Annotated in this window: 23 protein-coding genes; 18 read left to right on the top strand and 5 right to left on the bottom strand. The window is 47.9% G+C overall.

The window, feature by feature from the left end; all coding sequences use genetic code 11:
• The first annotated feature begins 28 nt into the window (after nt 1-28).
• The 3 genes from purE (at nt 29) to MDMS009_RS08215 (ending at nt 2,077) form a co-directional block, all read left to right on the top strand.
• Entirely contained in the window at nt 29-520 is a 492-nt protein-coding gene (gene purE / locus MDMS009_RS08225) for a 5-(carboxyamino)imidazole ribonucleotide mutase (RefSeq protein WP_043888071.1), read from the top strand.
• Nucleotides 521-618: 98 nt separating this feature from the next.
• Nucleotides 619-1,758 (top strand): 5-(carboxyamino)imidazole ribonucleotide synthase, encoded by a 1,140-nt coding sequence (locus tag MDMS009_RS08220; protein WP_008291159.1) that lies wholly within the window; start codon nt 619-621, stop codon nt 1,756-1,758.
• A gap of 28 nt (nt 1,759-1,786) precedes the next feature.
• Nucleotides 1,787-2,077 (top strand): SelT/SelW/SelH family protein, encoded by a 291-nt coding sequence (locus MDMS009_RS08215; protein WP_008290976.1) that lies wholly within the window; start codon nt 1,787-1,789, stop codon nt 2,075-2,077.
• On the opposite strand, the gene topA is transcribed toward MDMS009_RS08215, so the two are convergent.
• From topA to MDMS009_RS08195, 4 genes are all read right to left on the bottom strand, one after another.
• Entirely contained in the window at nt 2,074-4,359 is a 2,286-nt protein-coding gene (gene topA / locus MDMS009_RS08210) for a type I DNA topoisomerase (protein ID WP_043888070.1), read from the bottom strand. The two genes, MDMS009_RS08215 and topA, sit on opposite strands and share 4 nt — an antisense overlap.
• A gap of 86 nt (nt 4,360-4,445) precedes the next feature.
• The gene (locus MDMS009_RS08205; RefSeq protein ID WP_008291036.1) at nt 4,446-4,913 is read right to left on the bottom strand and encodes a DUF494 family protein; all 468 of its coding nucleotides are present in this window, start codon (nt 4,911-4,913) and stop codon (nt 4,446-4,448) included.
• A gap of 33 nt (nt 4,914-4,946) precedes the next feature.
• A complete protein-coding gene (gene dprA / locus MDMS009_RS08200; RefSeq protein WP_043888069.1) occupies nt 4,947-6,053 on the bottom strand; it encodes a DNA-processing protein DprA in 1,107 nt (368 codons plus the stop codon).
• 16 nt (nt 6,054-6,069) lie between these two features.
• Nucleotides 6,070-7,101 (bottom strand): LysM peptidoglycan-binding domain-containing protein, encoded by a 1,032-nt coding sequence (locus tag MDMS009_RS08195; protein ID WP_008290923.1) that lies wholly within the window; start codon nt 7,099-7,101, stop codon nt 6,070-6,072.
• A gap of 194 nt (nt 7,102-7,295) precedes the next feature.
• Between MDMS009_RS08195 and MDMS009_RS08190 the strand changes: the two genes are divergently transcribed.
• From MDMS009_RS08190 to MDMS009_RS08120, 15 genes are all read left to right on the top strand, one after another.
• Nucleotides 7,296-7,613 carry a c-type cytochrome gene (locus tag MDMS009_RS08190; RefSeq protein ID WP_008290888.1) on the top strand — a complete coding sequence of 106 codons (318 nt, stop codon included), beginning with the start codon at nt 7,296-7,298 and terminating at the stop codon, nt 7,611-7,613.
• Nucleotides 7,614-7,758: 145 nt separating this feature from the next.
• Nucleotides 7,759-8,262, top strand: coding sequence for a peptide deformylase (gene def, locus MDMS009_RS08185; RefSeq protein ID WP_008290908.1), 504 nt, complete (start codon nt 7,759-7,761; stop codon nt 8,260-8,262).
• A gap of 8 nt (nt 8,263-8,270) precedes the next feature.
• A complete protein-coding gene (gene fmt / locus MDMS009_RS08180; protein ID WP_008291008.1) occupies nt 8,271-9,200 on the top strand; it encodes a methionyl-tRNA formyltransferase in 930 nt (309 codons plus the stop codon).
• The gene (rsmB, locus tag MDMS009_RS08175; protein WP_081443606.1) at nt 9,193-10,506 is read left to right on the top strand and encodes a 16S rRNA (cytosine(967)-C(5))-methyltransferase RsmB; all 1,314 of its coding nucleotides are present in this window, start codon (nt 9,193-9,195) and stop codon (nt 10,504-10,506) included. Before fmt ends, rsmB begins: the two co-directional genes overlap by 8 nt.
• Nucleotides 10,484-11,059 carry a DUF4390 domain-containing protein gene (locus MDMS009_RS08170; protein ID WP_237700497.1) on the top strand — a complete coding sequence of 192 codons (576 nt, stop codon included), beginning with the start codon at nt 10,484-10,486 and terminating at the stop codon, nt 11,057-11,059. The genes rsmB and MDMS009_RS08170 overlap by 23 nt, the downstream gene beginning before the upstream one ends.
• A complete protein-coding gene (locus MDMS009_RS08165) occupies nt 11,050-13,215 on the top strand; it encodes a sensor histidine kinase (RefSeq protein WP_008290924.1) in 2,166 nt (721 codons plus the stop codon). The genes MDMS009_RS08170 and MDMS009_RS08165 overlap by 10 nt, the downstream gene beginning before the upstream one ends.
• Complete coding sequence (locus tag MDMS009_RS08160) at nt 13,212-14,486, top strand: sigma-54-dependent transcriptional regulator (RefSeq protein WP_008291126.1); 1,275 nt, start codon at nt 13,212-13,214, stop codon at nt 14,484-14,486. The genes MDMS009_RS08165 and MDMS009_RS08160 overlap by 4 nt, the downstream gene beginning before the upstream one ends.
• A gap of 9 nt (nt 14,487-14,495) precedes the next feature.
• Nucleotides 14,496-15,878 carry a Trk system potassium transporter TrkA gene (trkA, locus tag MDMS009_RS08155; protein ID WP_008291005.1) on the top strand — a complete coding sequence of 461 codons (1,383 nt, stop codon included), beginning with the start codon at nt 14,496-14,498 and terminating at the stop codon, nt 15,876-15,878.
• Nucleotides 15,879-15,885: 7 nt separating this feature from the next.
• Nucleotides 15,886-16,446: a YqgE/AlgH family protein gene (locus MDMS009_RS08150; protein ID WP_008291139.1), complete on the top strand. Its 561-nt coding sequence runs from the start codon at nt 15,886-15,888 to the stop codon at nt 16,444-16,446.
• Entirely contained in the window at nt 16,443-16,859 is a 417-nt protein-coding gene (gene ruvX, locus MDMS009_RS08145) for a Holliday junction resolvase RuvX (protein WP_043888068.1), read from the top strand. The genes MDMS009_RS08150 and ruvX overlap by 4 nt, the downstream gene beginning before the upstream one ends.
• A complete protein-coding gene (gene pyrR, locus MDMS009_RS08140; RefSeq protein WP_319946224.1) occupies nt 16,844-17,389 on the top strand; it encodes a bifunctional pyr operon transcriptional regulator/uracil phosphoribosyltransferase PyrR in 546 nt (181 codons plus the stop codon). Before ruvX ends, pyrR begins: the two co-directional genes overlap by 16 nt.
• Nucleotides 17,379-18,353 (top strand): aspartate carbamoyltransferase catalytic subunit, encoded by a 975-nt coding sequence (locus MDMS009_RS08135; protein ID WP_008291161.1) that lies wholly within the window; start codon nt 17,379-17,381, stop codon nt 18,351-18,353. Before pyrR ends, MDMS009_RS08135 begins: the two co-directional genes overlap by 11 nt.
• Nucleotides 18,350-19,627, top strand: coding sequence for a dihydroorotase (locus MDMS009_RS08130; protein WP_008290879.1), 1,278 nt, complete (start codon nt 18,350-18,352; stop codon nt 19,625-19,627). Before MDMS009_RS08135 ends, MDMS009_RS08130 begins: the two co-directional genes overlap by 4 nt.
• Before the next feature lie 18 nt (nt 19,628-19,645).
• A complete protein-coding gene (locus tag MDMS009_RS08125) occupies nt 19,646-19,837 on the top strand; it encodes a DUF3012 domain-containing protein (RefSeq protein WP_043888067.1) in 192 nt (63 codons plus the stop codon).
• The gene (locus MDMS009_RS08120) at nt 19,827-20,576 is read left to right on the top strand and encodes an HAD family hydrolase (RefSeq protein WP_008290968.1); all 750 of its coding nucleotides are present in this window, start codon (nt 19,827-19,829) and stop codon (nt 20,574-20,576) included. Before MDMS009_RS08125 ends, MDMS009_RS08120 begins: the two co-directional genes overlap by 11 nt.
• Here MDMS009_RS08120 and MDMS009_RS08115 read toward each other — a convergent pair.
• Nucleotides 20,573-24,190, bottom strand: a complete 3,618-nt coding sequence (locus MDMS009_RS08115; protein WP_008290930.1) for a hydantoinase B/oxoprolinase family protein — start codon at nt 24,188-24,190, stop codon at nt 20,573-20,575. The genes MDMS009_RS08120 and MDMS009_RS08115 overlap by 4 nt on opposite strands.
• Nucleotides 24,191-24,195: the final 5 nt, after the last annotated feature.

Below are 24,195 nucleotides of genomic sequence, written 5' to 3'. Positions count from 1 at the left end.
GTTTTTCGACAACCGCAACGGAACGATCATGGAAAAACCATTAGTCGGTGTTGTTATGGGCAGCAACAGTGATTGGCCTGTAATGCAAAAAGCCGTCGAACAATTAGAGGCCTTTGGCATTCACTACGAAGCTAAAGTAGTGTCGGCTCATCGCACTCCGGATCTCTTGACCGAGTATGCTGAGACCGCAAATCAGCGTGGCCTGCAGTGCATCATTGCGGGTGCAGGTGGTGCAGCTCATCTGCCAGGCATGTTGGCGGCGAGTACCACAGTGCCTGTGCTTGGTGTTCCCGTTCCATCAAAATATCTCAAAGGTCAGGACTCGCTACTATCTATCGTGCAGATGCCTAAGGGCATACCCGTTGCAACCTTTGCCATTGGTGAAGCCGGTGCCGCCAATGCTGCTTTATTTGCGATTGCACAACTGGCCTTACACGATGCAACCATTGCAGAAAAATTGACAAAATTTCGTGAAGATCAGCATCAAAGTGTGCTGGAAATGACACTACCCCCACAATAATACAGTGATGTGCGCGCTGTGTCTGAGTTGATAATCACTCCGCCACACACATTCCTGAACATCACGCTCTGGCAGGCGTTAAGATTTAAGAGGTTGATATGAATACGCAGATTTTACCTGGTGCTACTTTGGGCATGTTAGGCGGCGGCCAGTTAGGTCGAATGTTCACAACGGCAGCTCAAACGATGGGCTACAAAGTGGTGGTTCTGGATCCGGATCCACAAAGCCCGGCTGGCATCGTTGCTGATTCGCATATTTGTGCCCCTTATGATGATGAAACAGCGTTGTCTGAAATGGCACAGTTGTGCGCAGCAATCACCACAGAGTTTGAAAACATTCCAGCCCAAACGCTCGCGTTTCTGGAGAGTAAAACAACGGTACATCCGTCCTCTAAAGCCTTGGCAGCAACTCAAAACCGCAATGTGGAAAAGCAATTTATCGCCTCTCAAGGTATTGCTACCGCGCCTTTTTTACCTATCCAACGCCGCGAAGATATTGCTGAGGCCGAGACTGCCATCCAGTTTCCTGCCATTCTTAAAGTCGCTACATTCGGATATGACGGCAAAGGCCAAGTCCCTTGTAATAATCTGGATGATGTCTATCAAGCCTTCGACGCTTTAGACAAAAAAGAGTGTGTATTGGAACAACGCATCAATCTGGCACGTGAGGTATCGGTTGTCCTTGCCAGAAGTGAAACCGGCTCGATTACTAACTTCCCTGTCGCTGAAAATGTGCATGTAAACGGTATTCTGCACACAACCACCGTACCTAGTGGCATTAGTTCTGACTTGTCTCAAAAAGCGATTCAAATGGCCAATAAAATAGCCAAAGGGCTGGGCTATGTTGGCACAATGGCCGTCGAATTTTTCGTCTCTGAAGAAGGCGCTATTATTGCCAATGAAATTGCACCTCGACCGCATAACTCAGGACACTACACATTAGATGCCTGCCACACCTCACAGTTTGAACAACAAGTCAGAATGCTGTGCGGTTTGCCATCTGGCGACTGTGACCTAGAAAGCCCGGTAGTGATGGTGAATATTTTGGGTGATGTATGGAGAAACAGCGAACCACACTGGGATAAATTGCTTGCGGCGCCCAATATCAAACTTCACCTTTACGGTAAACAAGCGGCACGTGTCGGCAGAAAGATGGGGCATTTCAATGTTTTGTCAGCGGATACCGAGACCGCTATGCAGCAAGCTGAACAAACCTTTACAGCTTTGCAGGCTGAGTAATTATCTTTAATTTTCTCAAGAGATAATTATGAATCAACGAGTCACTATCGTTTATTGCACCCAGTGCCGCTGGCTATTGCGAGCAGGCTGGATGGCGCAGGAATTGTTATCGACATTTGATAGTGAATTGGATGAGCTGACCTTGAAACCGGGCACCGGTGGTATTTTTGAAGTCTATGCCAATGATCAATGTGTCTGGTCACGTAAAGACGCTGGTCGCTTCCCGGAGATCACTGAACTCAAACAAGTGGTTCGTGACGTGATTGCCCCAGAGCGTGATCTGGGGCATATCGATCGCAAAAAAAAGCTAAATCTTTAGCTTGATTCCACCTTTTCGGTGAAACCACACTCTTTCTGCGGGCAGACTTTTTCCGTGCCCCGGCTCTTCGTTGTCTTCAAGGTCAAAATAGGCCAGCTACAGTTAGGGCAAGCTTCTTTGAGTGGCTCATTCCACAAGGCATAGTCACAAGTTGGGTATTCCGAGCAGGAATAGAAAACCTTTCCGCGACGTGATTTTCGGGTGAGGATTTCACCCTTGTTACATTTCGGACAATCGACACCGGTATTGGTAGGTTGCTCTAAAGACTCGATGTGTTTACATTTCGGATAGCTAGAGCAGCCAATAAACTTGCCATAGCGACCGGTACGAATCCACAAGTCCGACTCACATTTCGGACATTTCCGTCCTTCCACCACCTCTGGTTCATTGTTGCTGGTTTCTTCGCCATCAATATTACGGGTGTAGTCACATTCTGGATAAGCCGTACAGCCGATAAAGCGGCCACTACGACCTAAACGGCTGGAGAGCTTATTGCCACATTTCGGGCAGTCTTCATCCAACAGTTCCTGTGTCACATCACTGCGCTGAACTTCTTTATCCTTGGTTTCTACCTGTTCTTTGAACGGTGCCCAAAAGCGCGTCAGCAAAGGAATCCACTCTTCTTCACCACGCGCGACCGCATCCAGCTCGTCTTCCAGTTGCGCGGTAAAGTTGTAGTCAACGTACTTGGTGAAGTGGTCCACCAAAAACTTACCTACTACACGCCCCACATCGGTCGGATGGAAGCGTTTAGTGACCAATTCAACATATTCACGTTGCAGTAACGTTGAAATAATACTGGCATAGGTCGAAGGTCGGCCAATATCATGCTCTTCCAAACTACGCACCAAACTTGCTTCACTAAAACGCGGCGGCGGCTCGGTGAAATGTTGCTCGGGTCGAATCGCTTTCAGCTCGACCACCTCGCCTACTTCCATCGGTGGCAACAGGTTCTCATCTTTATCGGTTTTACCGGTATCGTCCTTACCTTCCAGATATACACTCATAAAGCCGGGATTCACTACCGTAGAGCCGTTAGCCCGGAATGTATTACCCTGACCACAACCCAAATCAACAGCAACCGTATTCAAGGTGGCATGAACCATCTGGCAGGACATTGTGCGTTGCCAAATCAGGGTATAGAGCTTCAACTGATCGACCGATAAATACGCTTTCATCTCTTCTGGTGTGCGTAACACTGAGGTCGGGCGAATTGCCTCATGCGCTTCCTGCGCATTTTTTGATTTGGTTTTGTATTCCTGAGGCTTGCCGGGGACCATTTTTTGGCCATATTTTTCAGCAATAAAACCGCGTATTTCTTCAATCGCTTCAGCAGCCAGGCTGACCGAGTCTGTACGCATGTAGGTGATGAGACCAACTGCGCCTTCACCGGTATCAACACCCTCGTATAGTTGCTGTGCCACGCTCATTGTTCGTTGCGCGCCAAAGCCTAGTTTACGTGATGCTTCCTGTTGTAGGGTTGAAGTTGTAAAGGGTGCTGCAGGATTACGTTTACGTTGCTTTTTATCAACTTTGGTAACCAGCAATTTGCCTTCGGCCGCGCTCGTCAGCTTGGCAACAACATCAGCCGACTGTTCACCATTATTGACCGTAAACTGGCTCAGCTTTTCGCCTTCAAAATGCGTTAACTTAGCCTGAAAGTCTTTTTTCTGGGCGACGGCATCCGCTTCAATGGTCCAATATTCTTTGGGTTTAAACGCCTCAATCTCAAGCTCACGCTCAACGATCATGCGTAGCGCAGGACTTTGTACTCGACCAGCAGACAAACCACGACGGACTTTTTTCCATAACAGTGGGGATAAGGTAAATCCCACCAGATAGTCCAAAGCACGACGCGCTTGTTGTGCATTCACCATATCCATCGACAAGCCGCGTGGATGTGCTACCGCATCATTGACTGCCTGCTTGGTAATTTCATGGAAAACAACACGGTGGGTTTCTTTGTTCTTTAGAGCGCCACGTTTTTTCAGTAACTCTAATAAATGCCAAGAAATCGCCTCTCCCTCGCGATCCGGATCCGTTGCGAGATAGAGTTCATCTGCTTTTTTCATTGCCTTAACGATGGCATCAACGTGTTTACTGTTGCGATCAATAACCTGATATTTCATCGCAAATTCATTGGCGGGGTCGACAGCGCCTTCTTTTGGCAATAAATCTCGAACATGGCCGTATGAGGCCAGTACTTCGACATCTTTACCCAGATATTTTTTAATGGTCTTCGCTTTAGCAGGCGATTCGACGATGACTAATTTCTTTCCCATATTCCCCAGTACCAAAAAAACCAGCGCAATAAATAACAAAGCCCGTAGAGACGGGCAACGTTAGAGCAAACTGTTCTCACTATGTCTTAGTGAATAACGGCTTCCATGTCCTCAAACACCAGATCTTCCATCCAGGCAAATGCCACTTCTCTACCTGGTTGATAAAACAACACCATTAAAACGACCCACTTGAGTTGATCAAGATCAATCTCATCGGTGTCCAATGCCAAGACTCGTTCAATAACAACTTCTCGGGTTTCGACATCCAAAACACCAACCTGTTCCAGAAAAAGCAGATAACCTCGGCATTCAACATCGAGACGCTCTTTCTCATTGTCACTAAACACGCGCATGGTGGCATGTTGGGTCACTGGTTGATCGGCCAATACGGTCATATTCTCCAGCCAATCAAGTGCTTTATGAATTTCCAGCTCCTGAAACCCTACTTGCTCCAACTCCAATTCCAACGCATCTTTATCGGGCTTATGACTCTCTTCCGTGTCGATGTAGTTCTCAAATAAATACAGCAACACATCAATGATATTTTCTTTCATTTGATTCTCTTTAGAAGGAGGGTCTGCTTAATTTCAGGAACCAGTTCGCACGTAACGGCCGCCTGGCAACGATTCAACCTCGCCTTGTAACTCTAGTAATAACAGCATGGATGAAACGGCATCGGCCGTCAATCCACTATTTTCAATCAAGCTATCCACAGAAATGGGGTCAAATCCCAAATGTTCAAATAAAATTTGATAATCACCATCTCGTTCCGGCTTTTCGCTGACGCTATCCTGTGCCGCAGGCAAGTCAGTTTCAACCCCCGCCAAGGCACCCAACTCTTCAATAATGTCGTCGGCGGTTTCGACTAGCTTGGCACCTTCGCGAATTAACTGATGGCAACCCCGAGAAAGAGGATTATGAATCGAACCGGGAATGGCAAACACCTCCCGATATTGTTCCATTGCCATCCGCGCAGTGATTAATGATCCACTTTTTAATGCAGCCTCAACAATCAATGTGCCTAAAGACAAACCGCTGATAATACGGTTGCGTCGTGGAAACAGTTCGGCTCTGGGCGTGGTGCCAAGCGGAAACTCCGACACGATAGCGCCATTGGCAGCAATATCATGTGCCAACTGCCGATGTTGAGCGGGATAAACGCGATCTAACCCCGTCGCCACCACCGCAATTGTTTTACCGCCGCCAGCCAAAGCCCCTTTGTGCGCCGCGCCATCAATGCCTGCTGCTAAGCCGCTGGTAATGGCCAAACCACCTGCAGCGAGATACCGCGCAAAATCAAATGCGGTGTTACGACCGGATGCTGAAGGGTTGCGACTCCCTACAACGGCGAGCTGCCACTCCGAGAGTAATGCAACCTCTCCTTGAACATACAACAAACAAGGCGGATCAGAGATTTGTTTCAGTAACTGAGGATATCGCGCATCGTGAAGTGTAATAACCTCACGCCCATCGTTGTCTAGCCAGGCTAAATCTTCTTCTACCTGCGCCCAGTCAGGCCGGTACAAGCCTTCCATCACGGACTGGCTCATACCTGTTACTTGGCTGGGGTTTTGCAACACTTGCTGTGGACTGCCAAATTGCGCCAACAGCTTAGCAAAGCTCACTGGACCGACCCCGTGAACACGTTGCAAGGCAATCCAACAAGCAATATCTGAGTGCTTGTCGACCGTCACGCTTTAAAAATCCTTTTTATGGGGCGCTTTTCACTCTGTCGTATAGGTGAATGGCCTTGGTGGCTTTCATCACTAAGGCAAAGCTGACTTTTTCATAAATTTTGAACACCATCGCTTCACCCGCGTGCTCATCAGGCAATGTCACCACATCCTTGCGGTCTGCTGTCACCTGATCAGGAATCGTTTCACCTGCTTTCCATACTGACAAGACATGACCGGTTTCAAGACCATCACGATTGCCTAGATTTAGTACAACAATTTGATATTGCCCGACCTGTGAAACACCGTCGAACACCGAGATGATGCGACCATCCATTTGTTGCTCGGGTGAGCGTGGAATAAAGTTCAGGTCGTAATTTTCATCTTCAATTTCCAATAAGCGGTCACCGATCTGAACCTCACGATTGGAATAAGTGATGTCCATTTTGGCAGGGTCACCCTCTGTCACTAAACTCGCATCAGCGGTGTAAATCGCTTCGTATCCTAGCACCTCGCTGGTATCCGGATCGGTATAAACTTTGCCGCCACGGAAAACCGCGAAGTCGTCAGAACTATCCGGCTCTACACCTCGAGCATAGACATAATCACCCGAAGCTGAAATCAGACGCTCATCGGCACTGGCAACAACATATGGGGCATTATCCAAGACCTCTGCGCCAACAACGCGAGGTTTGCTCAAGAAAGGACCAACCGCTGAAAGCGGAATGGTTGGAATCGGTTTGTCCAGCATGGTTTCACGTACTTGGGGAGACAATTTTACATCCCGCTTGCCACGGTTAAGCTCCAGTACCGGTCTGCCATCACGATAAACCAAGGAAAGCTCATCGCCGGGATAAATCAGATGTGGATTTTCAATTTGCGGGTTGACATACCAAATGTCTGGCCAGTGCCAAGGGTATTTCAGAAACATACCCGAAATGTCCCATAAGGTGTCACCCTTTACGACGGTATACCGTTTTGGATGATCGGGATTGAGTTCGACTTCATTTGCCACGATTGGCAGGCTTAACAAAATAAAAAACAGGCTTAAGACAATGCGTCGTATCATTGAGCTATCCTCATGGACATTAACGTTACCCCGATCCATTTTTGAGTAACAACGGATATAGTGTGTTATAAGCGTAAACACTTATCAAGCTATTAGGCAACTTTAGCGGTGATAAAATAGTCTCCATACTGCTTTGAGGCATTTCACCAAGCCCGTATTAGCTTAACTTTAATTTGCTTTCATGGAGCACTGTTATGAAAATCTTTGCTATCACCTTGGCTACTTTAGCATCCTTAACTCTGGCACCAACCAGTTTCGCTGCCGGTGACGCGGCGGTAGGCAAATCAAAAGCCGCAGTCTGTGCTAGCTGTCATGGCGCTGATGGTATGGCGCTAATGCCTGCTTACCCTAACTTGGCAGGACAGAACGAAGAATATCTGGTCTCCGCTTTGCAGGCCTATCGTAGCAAAGAACGTCAAGGCGGTAATGCGGCATTAATGCATGCCATGGCAGCAAATCTCTCTGATGACGACATTGCCAACTTAGCGGCTTACTACGCTTCGTTAAAATAAGAACAACGGCCGTAACAGACACTTTGGCGCGGCTTTTCGCGGCCAAAGTGTCTGTTGCGGTTTTTCATCGTGCCACCAGCAGACTACAATAGAAGATAAGACAGCGTTCTGGTCCTTTTAAAACAGAACTGAAACAGGTACAAACATGGCTATTTTGAATATTCTGCACTTTCCGGATCCGCGCTTACGAAAAAAAGCGGAGCCTATCACCGACGTCAATGACAAGATAAGACAACTCGCAGACGACATGCTGGAAACAATGTATGACGCGCCGGGAATTGGTCTTGCTGCCACCCAAGTTAATATACAAAAACGCATTCTGGTGATTGATATCTCCGAAGACAAAAGTGACCCTTTGGTCTTGATTAACCCTGAAATTGTTGCTGCTGAAGGCGAGCGCGAATTTGAAGAAGGGTGTTTGTCCGTGCCAGAAGCTTATGAAGCAGTGATTCGCGCAGATAAAGTCAAAATCAAAGCCGTTAACCTGCAAGGAGAAGACTTTGAATTCACTACAGATGGTTTGCTTGCAACCTGTGTGCAACACGAAATCGATCATCTAGATGGTAAGTTATTTGTAGATTACCTGAGCAACCTGAAGCGTCAGCGCATTAAAAAGCGTTTAGAAAAACACCAAAAACAAAAACTCTAAGGATTGCCATGCGCATTATTTTTGCCGGAACACCGGCTTTTGCAGCCGAGACGTTAGCGGCATTACTGGCAAGCGAACATGAGATTTGTGCTGTCTATTCACAACCAGACAGACCTGCAGGCCGTGGCAGAAAACTGACGGCAAGTCCGGTAAAACAACTGGCGCTTGAACATAACATTCCTGTTGAACAACCCCTCAACTTCAAACAAGAAAACAGCATTCAAACACTGGCTGATTATCAGGCTGACCTGATGATTGTGGTTGCTTATGGCCTCTTATTGCCGCAACGCGTTTTAGATACGCCCAAGCTCGGTTGTATCAACGTGCATGCCTCATTATTGCCACGCTGGCGTGGTGCTGCACCGATTCAGCGAGCGATTCTGGCTGGCGATTCGCAATCCGGAGTTTGTATTATGCAGATGGAAGCGGGTTTAGACACCGGCCCCGTCTTGTTAGAAGCACGCTGTGATATTAGTTCAAATGATACCAGTCAAAACCTGCATGACCGGTTAGCAAAACTTGGCGCCCAAACCTTACTAGACTGTCTAGATGACTTCGATACCTTCCAGGAAGCCGCCAAACCGCAAGATGATACTCATAGCTGCTACGCAGAAAAGCTGCAAAAACAAGAAGCGGTTATTGATTGGCAGCAGCCTGCTGGAACCTTGTCTCGTCAAATTAATGCTTTCAACCCGTGGCCTGTGGCCCAAACTGTGTGGCGAGGTGACACCTTCCGCATCTGGCAAGCAGAGCATATCGACATCAAATCAGACGCCAGCGCTGGCGACATAATTGCTGTGAGTAAGACAGGCATTGATGTCGCCACGGCAAAAGGCGTGATTCGCATCAAACAACTGCAAGTACCCGGCAAACGCGCCATGCCTGTGACCGACTTTCTGAATGCAAACTCAATAGAGGTCGGCGAACACCTTGGCTAACAATACACGTTCTTTATGCGCTCGCTCAGCCGCTGCCTTGACCATTGCTGAGGTTCAACTTAAGCACCGTTCGCTCAACGTGGTGATGGCAGCGTTTTTACCGCAATTGAATGATAACGAACGCAGCTTTTATCAACAGCTTTGCTACGGCGTGCTGAGGTTGCATCCAACGCTTATTTTTCTTGGTAATCAGTTATTAAAAAAACCATTCAAAAATAAAGATGCTGATATTGCCGCGCTGTTCTTGACCGGCCTTTATCAATTACGCGATCTGCGTACCCCCTCTCATGCAGCCATCTCAGAAACAGTGAATGCCGCAAAAAAACTTGGCAAACAATGGGCAACCGGATTGCTTAATGCCTGCCTTCGAAATTACCAACGTCAACACACCGAATTAGAAGCGCAACTCCAACACAACCCTGTGGCTGGTACTGCACACCCTGAGTGGTTATTGCAGCAATACCAAAGCGATTGGCCTGATCATTGGCAACAAATTACACAAGCCAATAATCAGCAAGCTCCGATGATGCTGCGTGTTAATCGACAACAGGCTTCACGTGAAACCTACCTGCAGCAATTATTGCAGCAAGATATCGGCGCTACCGCTTTACGCGATTGCGACGATGGTGTGTTATTAAGCAAAGCCTATGATGTAAACGCCCTGCCCAACTTCGAAACAGGCATGGCTTCAGTACAAGATGGCGCCGCACAACTGGTTGTCAAAATGCTTGATATCCAGCCAGATCAACACATTCTTGATGCCTGCGCCGCACCAGGAGGAAAAAGCTGCCATATTCTGGAACAGCATCCTGACAACACGCTGGTCGCCTTGGATATATCAGCCGAGCGGCTCAAACAGATTGAGCAAAACCTGTCTCGTTTGCAATTAGGCGCTCAACTCAAAGCAGCGGATGCATCAGACACTGATGCTTGGTGGGATGGTGAGTTATTCGATCGTATCTTAATTGACGCCCCTTGTTCAGGCAGTGGTGTGATTCGTCGTCATCCTGATATCAAGCTATTAAGGCGCCCTGAAGATATTACCTCGTTGGCACATACCCAGCAGCAACTTCTCGACAAACTATGGCCATTACTGAAAGCAGATGGCCTGATGGTTTACACTACCTGCTCTGCATTCAAAAAAGAGAATGAGCAGCAAATTGAAGCCTTTCTTCAACGCCACCCGGATGCCAAAGAACTACGTTTTGAGCAAGCACCGGCAACGGCTCGACCCTATGGTTATCAACGCCTGCCCGGTGATGATGTCATGGATGGTTTTTATTATGCCTGCTTACGTCGTCGCTAAACGCCTCTTTAACAGCGTATTGCTACTGCTGTTATTCAGCCAGAGCGCCTATGCGACCATTTTCAGCGTCAACTATCCTAAAGTTCATCAAATTGGTAATGGTTACGTTATCAGTGCACAGGTCGACTACCCGTTGACCCCGCGGGTCATAGAAGCACTAGAAAATGGTGTGCCTATTACGTTTTTCCAAGAGCTGGAATTAAATGAAACGTTTCCTATTTTTGCTGATTTCTGGCAATGGGAAACCACCTTGTGGCGTACTAAACTGCGTTATCAGCTACGTTTTCATGCCCTGTCAGAACAATACGTCATTGTGTCACTGGACACCGATCATCAGCAGAACTTCCCTAATTTAGACGGCGCGTTATCGGCTCTAGGGCAGATAACCGATCTCACCGTGCCGCCAGAATACACCGACGATACCGATGATTTGATTCTGCGAATTCGCAGTGGTTTGGATCTTAATGCGTTGCCAACGCCGATGCGCCCTGGCGCAATCATCTCCAGCAAGTGGCAATTGACAAGTCCCTGGGTGCGAGCCGTATGGCCTTAGCTTTTATTAAGCGGCTCAGCTCCGGCACTGCACCCTATTTTTCTCTCGCATTGCTGTTATTGGTGATGGCCTATTTGCTTAGTGCCGCCACTCAAGACAGTTCGCGACTCAATGATTTGTTTCTGGTTATTTTCAGTGTCGGTATCGCCAGCTTGTTTTTATTGGCTGCCATTTTAGCTCGCAGCCTGTATCGCCTATATCGCGACTTTAAACGACATGAAGCAGGATCACGTCTAACAATAAGGTTGGTGAGCCTGTTTGTATTACTGATTTTAGTCGCCACTACCATTGTGTATGGGTTTTCAATACATTTCTTGCACCGTGGTATTAACAGCTGGTTTGACGTAAAAGTAGAGCAGGCACTCGATGACTCGCTAGAGTTAAGCCGCACCTCTTTTGGCATACGAATGCGTACGCTGCTTAGACAAACCCGCATGATGGCGGGTGTGATGAGCGAGTTACCCGATTCACGTCTGTCGCATAGTTTGCGAGAGCTCAATGAATTAAGTGGTGCCTTGGAATTAAGTGTCTGGGCAATGGATGGTCAACCCGTCGCCTCAAGTATCGAAACACCGACGATTATGGTTCCCAACCGACCTAATGACGCCATTATGCGACAAATTCAGCAAGGTGAAGATTATATCGGCTTGGATCCTACTGAAAATGATGATCTGCAGTTGCGGGCGACGGTGAAGATACCGCGAAAATCAGTGTTAGCCGAAGAGCGTATATTAAATGTCTTGTTCCCCATCAATGATCGTCTCAGTGAGCTAGGGCATACCGTTCAGAAAGCCTATACTGACTACAAAGAGCTTAACTATCTGCGTAAGCCCTTAATCACTATCTTCACTTTAACCTTGAGCCTGATTGTGTTTTTAACCATTCTGGCATCAATCTGGTTTGCTGTATGGATATCTCGCCGCATCGTGGAACCGCTTCAGGAATTAGCGGAAGGCACACAGGCCGTCGCATCGGGTAATTTCAATATGAAACTGACCGCCTCAGGCCATGATGAAATCGGCTTTTTGGTGCGATCGTTTAATCAAATGACCCAACGCCTCACACAGGCGCGGAATGCCTCACAACGCAGTCACCGCTTGCTTGAGCAGCAAACCAGTTACCTGACAACCGTACTCGGTAGCTTGTCGAGCGGTGTGGTGACCATTGATAAACGTTTGTACTTACATACGGCGAATAACGCCAGTAGTAAAATTTTGGGTATCAATCTTCAGCAAAGACTGGACAGCCCTCTAGCTAAACTCGCCCAGCTCAATGCGAATACCCAGGTTTTCTGCCAAATGGTCGCTGACTGCGCGAGTCAGGCAGATAGCTGGGAACAACAAATTGAATTACAAAAAACAAAGGGCAATCAAACGCTAATTTGTCATGGTACTCGCCTACCGAACCATGCTGGTTGGGTCGTCGTTTTTGACGATATCACTGCTTTATTACAAGCCCAGCGTAATGCAGCATGGGGAGAAGTAGCGCGCCGTCTTGCACATGAAATCAAAAACCCGCTGACTCCCATTCAGTTATCAGCAGAACGCTTACAGCGAAAATACAGCGCGCTGGTGCCTGCTGATCAAACTAATACTGTCAACAAACTCACTGGCACGATTGTGCAGCAAGTTGAAGCCATGAAAGAAATGGTTAACGAATTTTCCGAGTATGCTCGCTCCCCGGCACTACAAATGCAGACACATTCTATCGGTGGTTTGATTCGTGAGCTGCTGACACTTTATCAAAGCAATCCAAACCATCAGTTTGCCTTGCTTAACAGCCGCGACGATATCCTTATACGCATCGATGCCAATCGCTTTCGTCAGGTGATGCATAACTTACTGAAAAATGCGATTGAAGCCTGTGAGGACGCGAAACAAGCTGTCGATATCGTGATTAGTTACCATCCGATTGAAATAAAAAATCAGCATTGGCTGGAAATTACCATCAGGGATCATGGTCCGGGCATTCCTGAGCCGATTATTGATAAACTATTTGAGCCTTATGCCACCACCAAATTCAAAGGCACCGGTCTCGGTTTGGCGATTGTCAAAAAGATCATTGAAGAACACGGTGGTGATGTGTGGGCTGAAAACCTCGGTGACGAGGGAACCAGTATAATTATTAGATTACCCTTGGAGGATGTTCGGTCGTGAGTACTGACAAACCACTGATTCTAGTTGTGGATGATGAGCCCGATATTCGTGAGCTTATCAAGGACATTCTGGAAGATGAAAATTATCTGGTCAGTGTTGCTGCCGATGGACAGGAAGCGCAGACAGCGTTCAATAAGCAACTTCCCGATCTGATTTTGCTCGATATCTGGATGCCGGATATCGATGGCATCACGCTGCTGAAAGAATTTAAGCAACAAAACAAAGCCGTCTCCATCGTTATGATGTCAGGGCATGGCACCATTGAAACAGCGGTCGAAGCAACGCGGCTTGGTGCCAGCGACTTTATTGAAAAACCACTATCAACAGCAAAATTATTGCGCGGTGTGGAAATGGCTTTGGAAAATCGCGCCAAACAAGTCGCAATTCAACGCGAGTTGTCGCAGGTACCGGTTGGTAAAAGTAGTCAAATGAAGCTACTGCGCGATCAGGTAGAACGAATTGCACGCCATGACATGCCTATCTTGCTCGTCGGCGAAGGCGGCGCAGGCAAACATTGCTTCGCGCATTACCTGCATAGCCTGGGGAATTATGCCGATGGCAAATTTATCGAGCTCAGCCCTGAAAGCTTTCCGCTTGATAGCCATAAGATAAAATCATTAGCGGCGAATAACTGCATTTATATCAATGATCTCGCTTTACTCAATGATGATGCACAAGCCTTGTTACTTCACTTGCTGGAAAGCAAGCAGCTAGATAGCTGCCAACTGATCTGTGCCACCCAGTTTGCTTTACAAAAAGCCGTGGATAATAACGACTTCCTTGAAGGGCTTTTGTATCAAATCAACAGTATTACCCTTGCGATCCCGGCGCTCAAAGATCATATTGAAGATATTCCTGAGCTGGTGCATAACTTTGTCGATTTGCAGACAACACAGGCGGGACTACCCTACCGCCGTTTCACCGTTGCGGCACAAAACCGCCTGAGAAATCATGACTGGCCCGGTAATGTGCTCGAGTTAAAAAATGTTATTCAACGCTTACTGCTGTTAAGCGATAGTGATGATATAGATGTTGTCGATATTGAGCAGGCCTTGCACTCTGAAGCGGAAGCCGCTGCGGAAGGGGATGATGCAATCAATTTCGATCTGCCTTTGCGTGAAGCCCGAGAGCAATTCGAACGTATTTATCTATTGCAGAAGTTACAAGAAACAGACGGTAATGTCGGCAAAGCAGCCAAACTGGCGGGGATGGAACGAACGCATCTCTATCGTAAACTGCGTTCTCTTGGTATCGACACCAAGCAGATTTAAGGACGTCATATGAAAATACTGATTCTCGGTGCAGGACAAGTCGGAGCCTCTGTCGCAGCCACGTTGGCGCGTGAGGACGATGATGTCACGCTGGTCGATACCGATAACAGCAACCTGCTGAAATTGCAGGATCATTATGATATCCGCACCATTCAGGGCGAAGCCTCGCATCCTGATGTGCTGGCCCGTGCCGGCGCAGAAGATGCCGATCTTTTATTAGCGGTCACCAACAGTGACGAAACCAATATGGTGGCGTGTCAGATCTGTCATACGCTGTACAACACCCCCACCAAAATCGCACGTATCCGTTCCACCGGATATTTGTCGACGCCTCAGCTATTTGACAGAGACAACCCGCAGGCTATCGCCATCGATATGCTGATAAGCCCTGAGCAGATCGTCACCGAATATATTCAACGCTTAATCAGCCACCCCAATGCTTTACAAGTGCTCGACTTTTCCAATGGCAAAATTCAACTGGTCGCGGTAAAAGCCTTTCACGGCGGCCCGCTGGTTGGCCATCCTCTGCGAGATCTGCGTAAACATATTCCGAAAACAGAAACACGCGTCGCAGCCATTTTCCGCGAAGGCCGTCCGATTACCCCGACGGGGGATACCGTGATTCAAGCGGATGATGAAGTCTTCTTTATTGCAGCTAGCAAAGATATTCGCGCCGTTATGGGTGAATTACGTCGTTTGGAAAAACCCTACAAACGCATTATGTTGGCTGGTGGCGGCAACATTGGTGCGCGCCTCGCTAAAGCGCTTGAAAAAAATTATCACATCAAATTAATTGAAGCGAACCCGCATCGGGCTGAATATTTATCAGAAGAGCTCGCCCACTCTATTGTATTGCTCGGTGACGTCGCCAACGAAGAGCTATTACTGGAAGAAGAAATTGATAAGGTCGATTTATTCTGTGCTCTGACTAACGATGATGAGGCTAATATTCTCTCAGCGATGTTGGCAAAACGTCTTGGTGCCACTAAAGTTTTGTCGCTGATTAACCGCGCCGCGTATGTTGATTTAGTAGAGAGTGGCAGTATTGATATTGCCTTATCACCACAGCAAGCGACTATCGGTAGCCTTTTGGCGCATATTCGCCGCGGTGATATCGTAGCCGTGCATTCGTTACGTCGTGGTGCCGCAGAAGCCTTAGAGGCGATTGCTCACGGTGATAGCAGTTCATCAATGGTGGTTGGACGCCGCATCGATGAAATTGATTTGCCGCCGGGTACCACCATAGGCGCAATCGTGCGTGGCGAGGAAGTCATGATTGCCCACCACGACACCATTGTTGAGTCTGAAGACCATGTTATCTTGTTTTTAGTTAATAAACGCTATATTAAAGAAGTAGAACGATTGTTCCAGGTTGGCTTTACCTTCTTCTAGGAGCGAGATGGAATCAACATTACAAAACCACTTTCTGGTCGCGATGCCAACCTTAGCCGATACCTTCTTTTATCGGTCGGTGGTGTATTTATGCGAGCATGACCAAAACGGCGCGATGGGGCTCATTATCAACCGCCCTACCCGGGTCATGCTGGAAGAACTGCTCAACCACTTAAAAATCGAAAATCACGCTGATTCACTCAAAACCACCCCCGTCTTATTTGGTGGGCCCGTACAAAAAGGCCAGGGTATGGTGATTCACGATCAACAGCGCTCGGAATGGAAATCCAGTTTGCAACTGGCTGATGATATTTTTCTGACCACCTCAACCGATATTCTTGAAGCGATTGGCAGTGATAATGGTCCAGAGCATGCATTAGTCACGCTCGGTTATGCCGGATGGGAAGCTGGACAGCTGGAACAAGAGCTAGCCAAAAACAGTTGGCTAACGGTTCCAGCGGATCGCGATTTATTGTTCGACACACCCGCCGATAAGCGTTGGCAAGCAGCCGCACAACTACTTGGTGTTGATATTAACCTGATGTCCAACACAACAGGACACGCATGACGAGCAGTAGAACCATATTGGGCTTTGATTTCGGCATGAAGAATATTGGTATCGCTGTCGGTCAGGAATTAACCCACACGGCCAATCCATTAACCGCCATCAAAGCGCGGGATGGCATTCCCGACTGGGAGCAGATTCACAAACTGCTCGATGAGTGGAAGCCACAACTGCTGATCGTTGGGTTACCGTTAAACATGGATGGTACCGAACAGGACATGACCGCTGCCGCACGCCGCTTCGGTAACAGACTTCATGGGCGCTTCAATATCCCGGTAGAATGGCAGGATGAGCGACTGACAACATACGAAGCACTGGATCAAATGGGGATCCGCAGTAAAATGGATACCCGACAGCGCAGTGACGTGGATCAGTTATCGGCGCAACTTATACTTCAATCATGGCTGAATCAATAATGACCATTGCTTTCACACAATCGCAGGTAAACGACTTGCTGGAAACCATGGCCGCAGATATTCGCGACCGGCTGGGCGACAAAAAGCCCTTGCTTGTCGGTATTCATACTGGCGGTGTCTGGATTGCAAAAGCGTTGCAGGAAATTCTCGGCGCAGACTTCTTTGATGCGTCGATCGGTACCTTAAATATTGCCTATTACCGTGATGATTTTACCCGCATTGGTATGCATCCACAGGTGACGCCTTCCGACTTACCCTTTGCGGTGGATGGTCGACATTTATTACTCGTTGATGATGTCCTACACAGTGGCCGCACAACCCGCGCCGCCTTGAATGAAATCTTTGATTATGGTCGTCCAGCCAGTGTCACCCTCGCCGTTTTGATGGAGCGAAATGGTCGAGAACTGCCAATCCATGCGGATATCATTGGAGACAGCATTAGTTTGAATAAGGATCAGCACATCAAGTTAACCAATAACAATGGTTTACAACTGGAGTATCGCACCAAGGGAGTGGTGAATGAAGAATAACCAACTGACTGAACAAGGCCAGTTACGTCACTTCCTCACCATTGAAGGCCTGAAAAAACCGTTATTAACGGAAATTATGGACCGCGCCGAACAGTTTTCTGGCATCACCCACCGTCAGGTCAAAAAAGTCCCCATTCTGCGTGGTAAAACGATCGTTAACCTGTTTTTTGAAAACAGCACCCGCACCCGTTCCACCTTTGAATTAGCCGCTAAACGCTTATCGGCAGATGTGATGAATTTTAATATCAGCACCTCTGCCACATCCAAAGGTGAAAGCCTGCTTGATACCTTGCACAATCTCGAATCGATGCACACCGATATGTTTGTGGTTCGGCATAACCAAAGTGGTGCAGCAGAATTTATAGCACAACATGTATCGCCCCATGTCAGCGTGATTAACGCCGGCGATGGCTGTCATGCGCACCCAACGCAGGCCATGCTGGACATGTTCACCATTCGCCGCCATAAACAGTTTTTCCCTGATCTACGCGTCGCCATTGTTGGCGATATTTTGCACTCACGAGTTGCCCGCTCACAAATTCAAGCCCTGGCCACGCTCGGTGTCGGCGAGATCCGCGTCATCGGCCCCCAAACCTTACTGCCGGCTGACTGCCAAACATTGGGCGTACATGTGTATCACGATATGGAAGCAGGCTTAGAAGGTGTCGATGTGGTGATCATGCTGCGTCTGCAACTGGAACGCATGCAAGGCGCGCTGTTGCCCAGTGCGCGCGAATACTACCATTGTTATGGCCTGACAGAAGAAAAACTCAAACTCGCAAAACCTGATGCGATTGTGATGCATCCCGGGCCCATTAACCGCGGTGTTGAAATCGCTTCCAGCGTAGCCGACGGTCCCCAGTCTGTCATTCTGGAACAGGTCACTCACGGTATTGCCATCAGAATGGCGGTGATGTCGATGGCATTGGCTGCACACTCAGAACAAAACGAGATTCCTGCATGAAGATCCGGATAAAAAATGGCCGAGTGATTGACCCGGCGAGTCAGCTTGATGGCCGTCATGATGTATTTATCAAAGATGGCAAAATTGTCGCGATAGGCGATCACTTCGAAGACTTCACGGCGGATCGGGTTATTGATGCAAACGGTTTAATCGTCGCACCCGGACTGGTTGATTTAAATGTCAGACTACGAGAGCCAGGACAAGAACATACCGCCACCATCTTAAGTGAAACGGCGGCAGCGGCAGCTGGTGGAGTCACCACCCTGTGCGTTCCACCCGATACCGACCCGGTCATTGATAATCCGGCAGTGGTTGAACTCATTGAAGACCGCGCTAAAAAGTCAGGCCGTTCCATGGTGCTGACTGCGGGTGCCATGACCCAAAACCTTGAGTGTGAATTACTCGCTGAAATGGCACGTCTAAAAGACGCCGGGTGTGTGGCTATCAGCAATGGGCTTTCCACTATCAAGAACAGTGTCATTCTTCAACGAGCCATGGCCTATGCCGCCACACTAGATATGACCGTGTTTATCAATCCTGTTGATCCCTGGCTGCAATCGCAAGGTTGTGTGCATGAAGGTGCTGTTAGCTCGCGACTGGGTTTAGGTGGTATTCCAGAAAGTGCAGAAACCATCGCAGTCAGCCGTGATTTAATTCTGATTGAACAAACCGGAGTACGCGCTCACTTTCATAGTTTATCCAGTGGCAAAGCGGTAAAGTTGATTCGCGACGCACAGAATAGAGGCTTACCCGTCACCGCTGATGTCAGCGCACATCATCTGCATTTATCCGAGCATGATCTGGGCAACTATGATGCCTTAAGCCATGTGTTGCCGCCCTTTCGTAGTATTCGTGATCGCGAACAATTACAACAAGGGGTACGTGACGGCATTATCGCCGCCATTTCATCACACCATCAACCACTTGATAAAGATGACAAACTCGGTCCATTTGCTGAAACACAAGCGGGGATTTCAGGGCTCGAAACCCTACTGCCATTAACCATGAAGTTGGTGGAAGATGATGAAATCGACCTGCCAAAAGCGTTAGCGGCCTTAACCTGTAATCCGGCAGATATACTTGGCATTGATTCAGGCCAGCTTAAAGTGGGTGCTGTCGCTGATGTATGCCTTATCGATCCTGACTCTGAGTATGAATGCCAGCCTCTAAACTTTGTTAGTGCTGGTAAAAACAGCCCCTTTGAGGGCTGGCTGTTCAACCACCAAGTCAGTCATACCATCTTCCATGGTCGCTTGGTGTATGAACGGGATTAATTTTTTTAGGAACATTTCATGACAATTACAGCACGATTACTGTCATTTCCTGCCATATTGTTTGTTGTTTTTGGTGTCGCCGCTTGTACACCAGAAGTCGGTAGCGAGAAATGGTGCCAAATGATGAAAGACACACCCAAGGGCGACTGGACTGCCAACCACGCCGCTGATTTTACTCGCCATTGTATTTTCCCAAATAATGACAAATAAGTTATACGCACTCGATTTTGATGGGGTTTTGTGCGACAGCGCAGTAGAAACCGCCATTGCCGGCTGGAAAGTCGCATTACAGATCTGGTCTGATATGCCTGAACAGATCCCAGCAGAAATCCTAGAGAGGTTCCGTCAGGTACGACCAGTGATGGAGACGGGTTATGAGTCTATTTTGATTGTGCGTATGCTTTTTGAGGGTTTGGATACAGAAAGTTTGATGTCCGCGTTTCATCATCAAATTGAAGCCTTAATGATTCGTGATGCCTTAGAGGTTGATGAGCTGAAACAGACTTTTGGTGCCACCCGCGACCAATGGATCGAAGACGACTTTGATAACTGGATTAAAATGAATCCACTATTTGATGGTGTCGCCGAAAAACTGCATCAACTTGAAACCGAGCAAAGTGTGATCATCACCACCAAACAAGAACGCTTTGTTGATCATATTTTAAGTGCTAACCAGATTCATTTTCCTATTGAACAAATCTACGGACTCGATCGTAATTTAAGTAAACAACAGATCCTCACCGATCTCAGTGCCGCACAGCCGAATACCGATATTCTGTTTGTGGAAGATCGCCTGCCCACGCTGATAAATGTAATAACTGATGATCGTCTTGATCATGTGCAATTACTGTTGGCTAACTGGGGTTATAACACCCAAGAAGACCGTGATAGCGCCACGGAGATTAAACGCATTAAGACTATCAATTTAGCGGACTTGCAACAGCTTTAGGCTTCACCAAAAGCACCGCCGCCGGGGGTGATAATTTCAATGGTGTCGCCCGTGTCCACAAACGTTTCCTCACAGCCTGCTAGCTCCTCTTGTTCGCCTGTGGCTCTGATAACACGGTTTTTACCCGGCTGTCCCGGCTGACCACCAGCAAGACCAAACGCTGGAAAACAACGGCCATTAGATAAAATACTGACGGTCATTGGCTCAAGAAACTGAAGACGTCTTCTGGCACCATCACCACCATTCCAACGCCCTAGACCGCCCGAACCTGTCTCAATCGTATGTTGTATGACTCTGACCGGATAACGACTTTCCAAAACCTCGGGGTCGGTCAGTCTGGAATTGGTCATCAAACTCTGCACCACCGATGTCCCATTAAAGCCACCCACCAGCTCACCCTCATCAAACAGAGCGCCAGCACCGCTGCCTCCTGCCAAGGTTTCATAGTATTGATAGCTTTGATTACCAAAGGTGAGATTGTTCATAGTCGGTTGCGCTGAAGCCATCACACCTAGCGCACCATAAAGGGCATTAGTGATACAGGTTGAAGTTTCCACATTGCCGGCAACCACCGCTGCGGGGTAAACCGGATTTAACATTGATCCTTCAGGAATAATGATTTGCAGCGGTTTCAAGCAGCCCGCATTCAGCGGAATATCATCATCGACCAACGTTCTGAAAACATATAAAACAGCGGCTATGGCAACCGCTTTCGGGGCATTGAAATTCGTATTTTGCTGCGCACTCGTCCCGCTAAAGTCGATAGTGGCTTGGCGAGCTTGTTGGTCGACGGTTATCGCCACATGAACCACGCTGCCATTATCGAGCCTGACCTCAAAATCGCCATCGTTGAGTCGGTGGATGACATTTCTTACGGCCGTCTCTGCATTGTCTTGCACATGTTGCATATAGGCCTGAACCACATCGAGACCATAATGCTCAACCATGCGCGTTAATTCCTGCACACCTTTTTCATTGGCAGCAATCTGCGCACTAAGATCAGCAAGATTCTGAGCCGGGTTTCGTGCCGGGTATTGGCCTGAATTTAATAATGTTAACAATGCATCTTGTTGCAGCTTGCCACGTGAAACAAGCTTAAAATTGGCTATCCTGATGCCTTCTTCGTCTATATGACTTGAAAATGCAGGAATTGAACCGGGCGTTTTACCACCAACATCCGCATGATGGCCGCGACTACCCACATAAAAAACCGGTGCTCTATGCCCGGCTAAAAACACCGGTGTTATAACCGTCATATCGGGTAAATGCGTTCCGCCATGATAGGGATCGTTCAATAAAAACACATCACCGGCTTCGATTTTTCCCTGATTTGCATTGATAATCGATTTTATACTCTCACCCATCGACCCTAAATGAACCGGCACATGCGGGGCATTGGCAATTAAATTCCCGGCCTCGTCAAACAGCGCACAGGAAAAGTCGAGACGCTCTTTGATATTGACTGATAAGGCGGTATTTTGCAGTTGTAGCCCCATCTGCTCAGCAATATTCATAAATAAATTATTGAACACTTCAAGCATCACCGGATCGGCTTGCAAACTGACTCGCTCTGCCTTCTCTAATATCGCTTGTTTTTGGAGTAACACATGGCGTTTTGATGAAATGTTGGCGGTCCATCCAGGCTCAATGATCGTGGTCGAATTATTTTCAATTAAAATAGCCGGACCCGATATAACGTCACCCGCTTGTAAGCTATCACGCCGAAGTAACCCAGCTTGCTGCCAGCACCCAGCCATATAGACATCAACCGTCTCATCGATCTCGACAGTTCTATTGCTTGTTAAAGGCTGATCCGGCTCCTGTATAACTGAGGTTTTTAATACCACTTCCGCCGACACCATCTCAACGACTAAGGCTTTTTCTGTCATCAAAAATGAAAACTGCTGCTTATAGGCGCACTCAAAGCTTGCTTTGGTCGAGGTCAGATCAGCAAAAGGCACAATTAAGGCCGTATCACTATCTTGATAACGGACATGCACACGCTGCTTAATCTCAACGTCACCCGCATCGACATAGTGTTGATTGAGAGCCATTTCAGCTTCTTTAGATAATGCTTGCAAGGCATGACCGATAAGAGACATATTTCCCTGCTCTAAGGCACAATCCAGACTTTGTTCTTTAATCAGGCTTTGATCGGCTAACCCCATTCCATAAGCACTGAGTACACCAGCAAAAGGATGGATTAGGATCTGTTTTATTCCTAATACATCAGCCACCAGACAAGCATGTTGCGCGCCCGCACCACCAAAGCATTGCATTAAATAAGCGGTGACATCATACCCACGCGCCACCGAGATTTTCTTTATCGCATTCGCCATTTGTTGAACAGCAATACGAATAAAGCCTTCCGCAAGCGCTTCGTTTGTCAAGCCTGTTTGTCCTGAAAGTTCAGCAAACTTATCCGTGACTGTTTTTTTATCCAAAGGCTTATTGGCCTCAGCGCCAAACACATGAGGGAAAAACTCGGGCTGAATTTTGCCAAGTAGAACATTGGCATCGGTCACGGTTAAAGGCCCGCCACGTCGATAACACGCCGGACCTGGATTTGCGCCAGCGCTCTCAGGCCCCACCCGCAGCCGGGCACCATCGTAATATAATATTGAGCCACCACCTGCTGCCACAGTATGAATACGCATCATCGGCGCACGCATACGAATGCCGGCCACCTGTGTTTCAAACTCGCGTTCAAACTCACCGGCATAGTGGGAAACATCCGTTGAGGTCCCTCCCATATCAAAGCCAATGACTTTACCAAACCCAGCGATTTCTGCGGTTCTGGCCATGCCCACAATACCGCCTGCCGGCCCCGACAGAATGGCGTCCTTACCCTGAAACTGCTGCGCATCACTTAAGCCACCTGAAGACTGCATAAAATAAAGCGGCACACCCGGCATTTGGGTACAAATTTGCTCCACATAGCGACGTAATATCGGTGACAGGTAGGCATCTACCACGGTGGTGTCGCCTCGGCTGACAAACTTGATCATCGGGCTGACCTGATAGGAACAACTGATTTGTTCAAAACCGATTTGTTTCGCGATGCGCTCCGCCATTTGTTCATGCTGATGGTGACGATAGCCATGCAGAAACACAATCGCGACACTTCGCAGTCCTTGTTCAAATGCCTGCTGCAGATCGATGCTTAACTGTTGGGAGTCTAGTGCGGTGAGTACATCACCTTGATGACTGATGCGCTCATTGGCTTCAATCACTTTCTGATATAACAACTCTGGTCGTTGAATATGCCGTTCGAATAAGCGAGGCCGGTTTTGATAACCGATCTCAAGCGCATCCTTAAAGCCCTTGCTGGTAACAAATACTGTTGGCTCACCTTTGCGCTCCAACAACGCATTGGTAGCAACCGTTGTGCCCATTTTGACCGAACTCACCTGCTCGGCCGGAATCAACGCATCAGGCTTTAAACCCAATAAAAATCGCATACCTGCTAGCGCAGCATCTTGATATTGTTCTGGATTGTCAGACAAAAGCTTGTGGGTGTGTAAAACGCCATCAGGCGCTTTGGCGACGATATCGGTAAACGTGCCACCGCGATCAACCCAAAATTGCCATTTATGTATTTGCGTAGAAGTCATGGCGC

It is taken from the genome of Methylophaga thiooxydans DMS010 (assembly GCF_000156355.1).
Lineage (GTDB): Bacteria > Pseudomonadota > Gammaproteobacteria > Nitrosococcales > Methylophagaceae > Methylophaga > Methylophaga thiooxydans.
The sequence above is the reverse complement of the archived record's forward strand: the minus strand, read 5'-3'. Positions and strand labels throughout refer to the sequence as shown.

Coding starts and splice junctions, on each gene's coding strand:
- purE (WP_043888071.1), top strand. CDS start 29: ATGGAAAAACCATTAGTCGGTGTTGTTATGGGCAGCAACAGTGATTGG.
- MDMS009_RS08220 (WP_008291159.1), top strand. CDS start 619: ATGAATACGCAGATTTTACCTGGTGCTACTTTGGGCATGTTAGGCGGC.
- MDMS009_RS08215 (WP_008290976.1), top strand. CDS start 1,787: ATGAATCAACGAGTCACTATCGTTTATTGCACCCAGTGCCGCTGGCTA.
- topA (WP_043888070.1), bottom strand. CDS start 4,359: ATGGGAAAGAAATTAGTCATCGTCGAATCGCCTGCTAAAGCGAAGACC.
- MDMS009_RS08205 (WP_008291036.1), bottom strand. CDS start 4,913: ATGAAAGAAAATATCATTGATGTGTTGCTGTATTTATTTGAGAACTAC.
- MDMS009_RS08195 (WP_008290923.1), bottom strand. CDS start 7,101: ATGATACGACGCATTGTCTTAAGCCTGTTTTTTATTTTGTTAAGCCTG.
- MDMS009_RS08190 (WP_008290888.1), top strand. CDS start 7,296: ATGAAAATCTTTGCTATCACCTTGGCTACTTTAGCATCCTTAACTCTG.
- def (WP_008290908.1), top strand. CDS start 7,759: ATGGCTATTTTGAATATTCTGCACTTTCCGGATCCGCGCTTACGAAAA.
- fmt (WP_008291008.1), top strand. CDS start 8,271: ATGCGCATTATTTTTGCCGGAACACCGGCTTTTGCAGCCGAGACGTTA.
- MDMS009_RS08170 (WP_237700497.1), top strand. CDS start 10,484: ATGCCTGCTTACGTCGTCGCTAAACGCCTCTTTAACAGCGTATTGCTA.
- MDMS009_RS08165 (WP_008290924.1), top strand. CDS start 11,050: ATGGCCTTAGCTTTTATTAAGCGGCTCAGCTCCGGCACTGCACCCTAT.
- trkA (WP_008291005.1), top strand. CDS start 14,496: ATGAAAATACTGATTCTCGGTGCAGGACAAGTCGGAGCCTCTGTCGCA.
- MDMS009_RS08150 (WP_008291139.1), top strand. CDS start 15,886: ATGGAATCAACATTACAAAACCACTTTCTGGTCGCGATGCCAACCTTA.
- ruvX (WP_043888068.1), top strand. CDS start 16,443: ATGACGAGCAGTAGAACCATATTGGGCTTTGATTTCGGCATGAAGAAT.
- pyrR (WP_319946224.1), top strand. CDS start 16,844: ATGGCTGAATCAATAATGACCATTGCTTTCACACAATCGCAGGTAAAC.
- MDMS009_RS08135 (WP_008291161.1), top strand. CDS start 17,379: ATGAAGAATAACCAACTGACTGAACAAGGCCAGTTACGTCACTTCCTC.
- MDMS009_RS08130 (WP_008290879.1), top strand. CDS start 18,350: ATGAAGATCCGGATAAAAAATGGCCGAGTGATTGACCCGGCGAGTCAG.
- MDMS009_RS08125 (WP_043888067.1), top strand. CDS start 19,646: ATGACAATTACAGCACGATTACTGTCATTTCCTGCCATATTGTTTGTT.
- MDMS009_RS08120 (WP_008290968.1), top strand. CDS start 19,827: ATGACAAATAAGTTATACGCACTCGATTTTGATGGGGTTTTGTGCGAC.
- MDMS009_RS08115 (WP_008290930.1), bottom strand. CDS start 24,190: ATGACTTCTACGCAAATACATAAATGGCAATTTTGGGTTGATCGCGGT.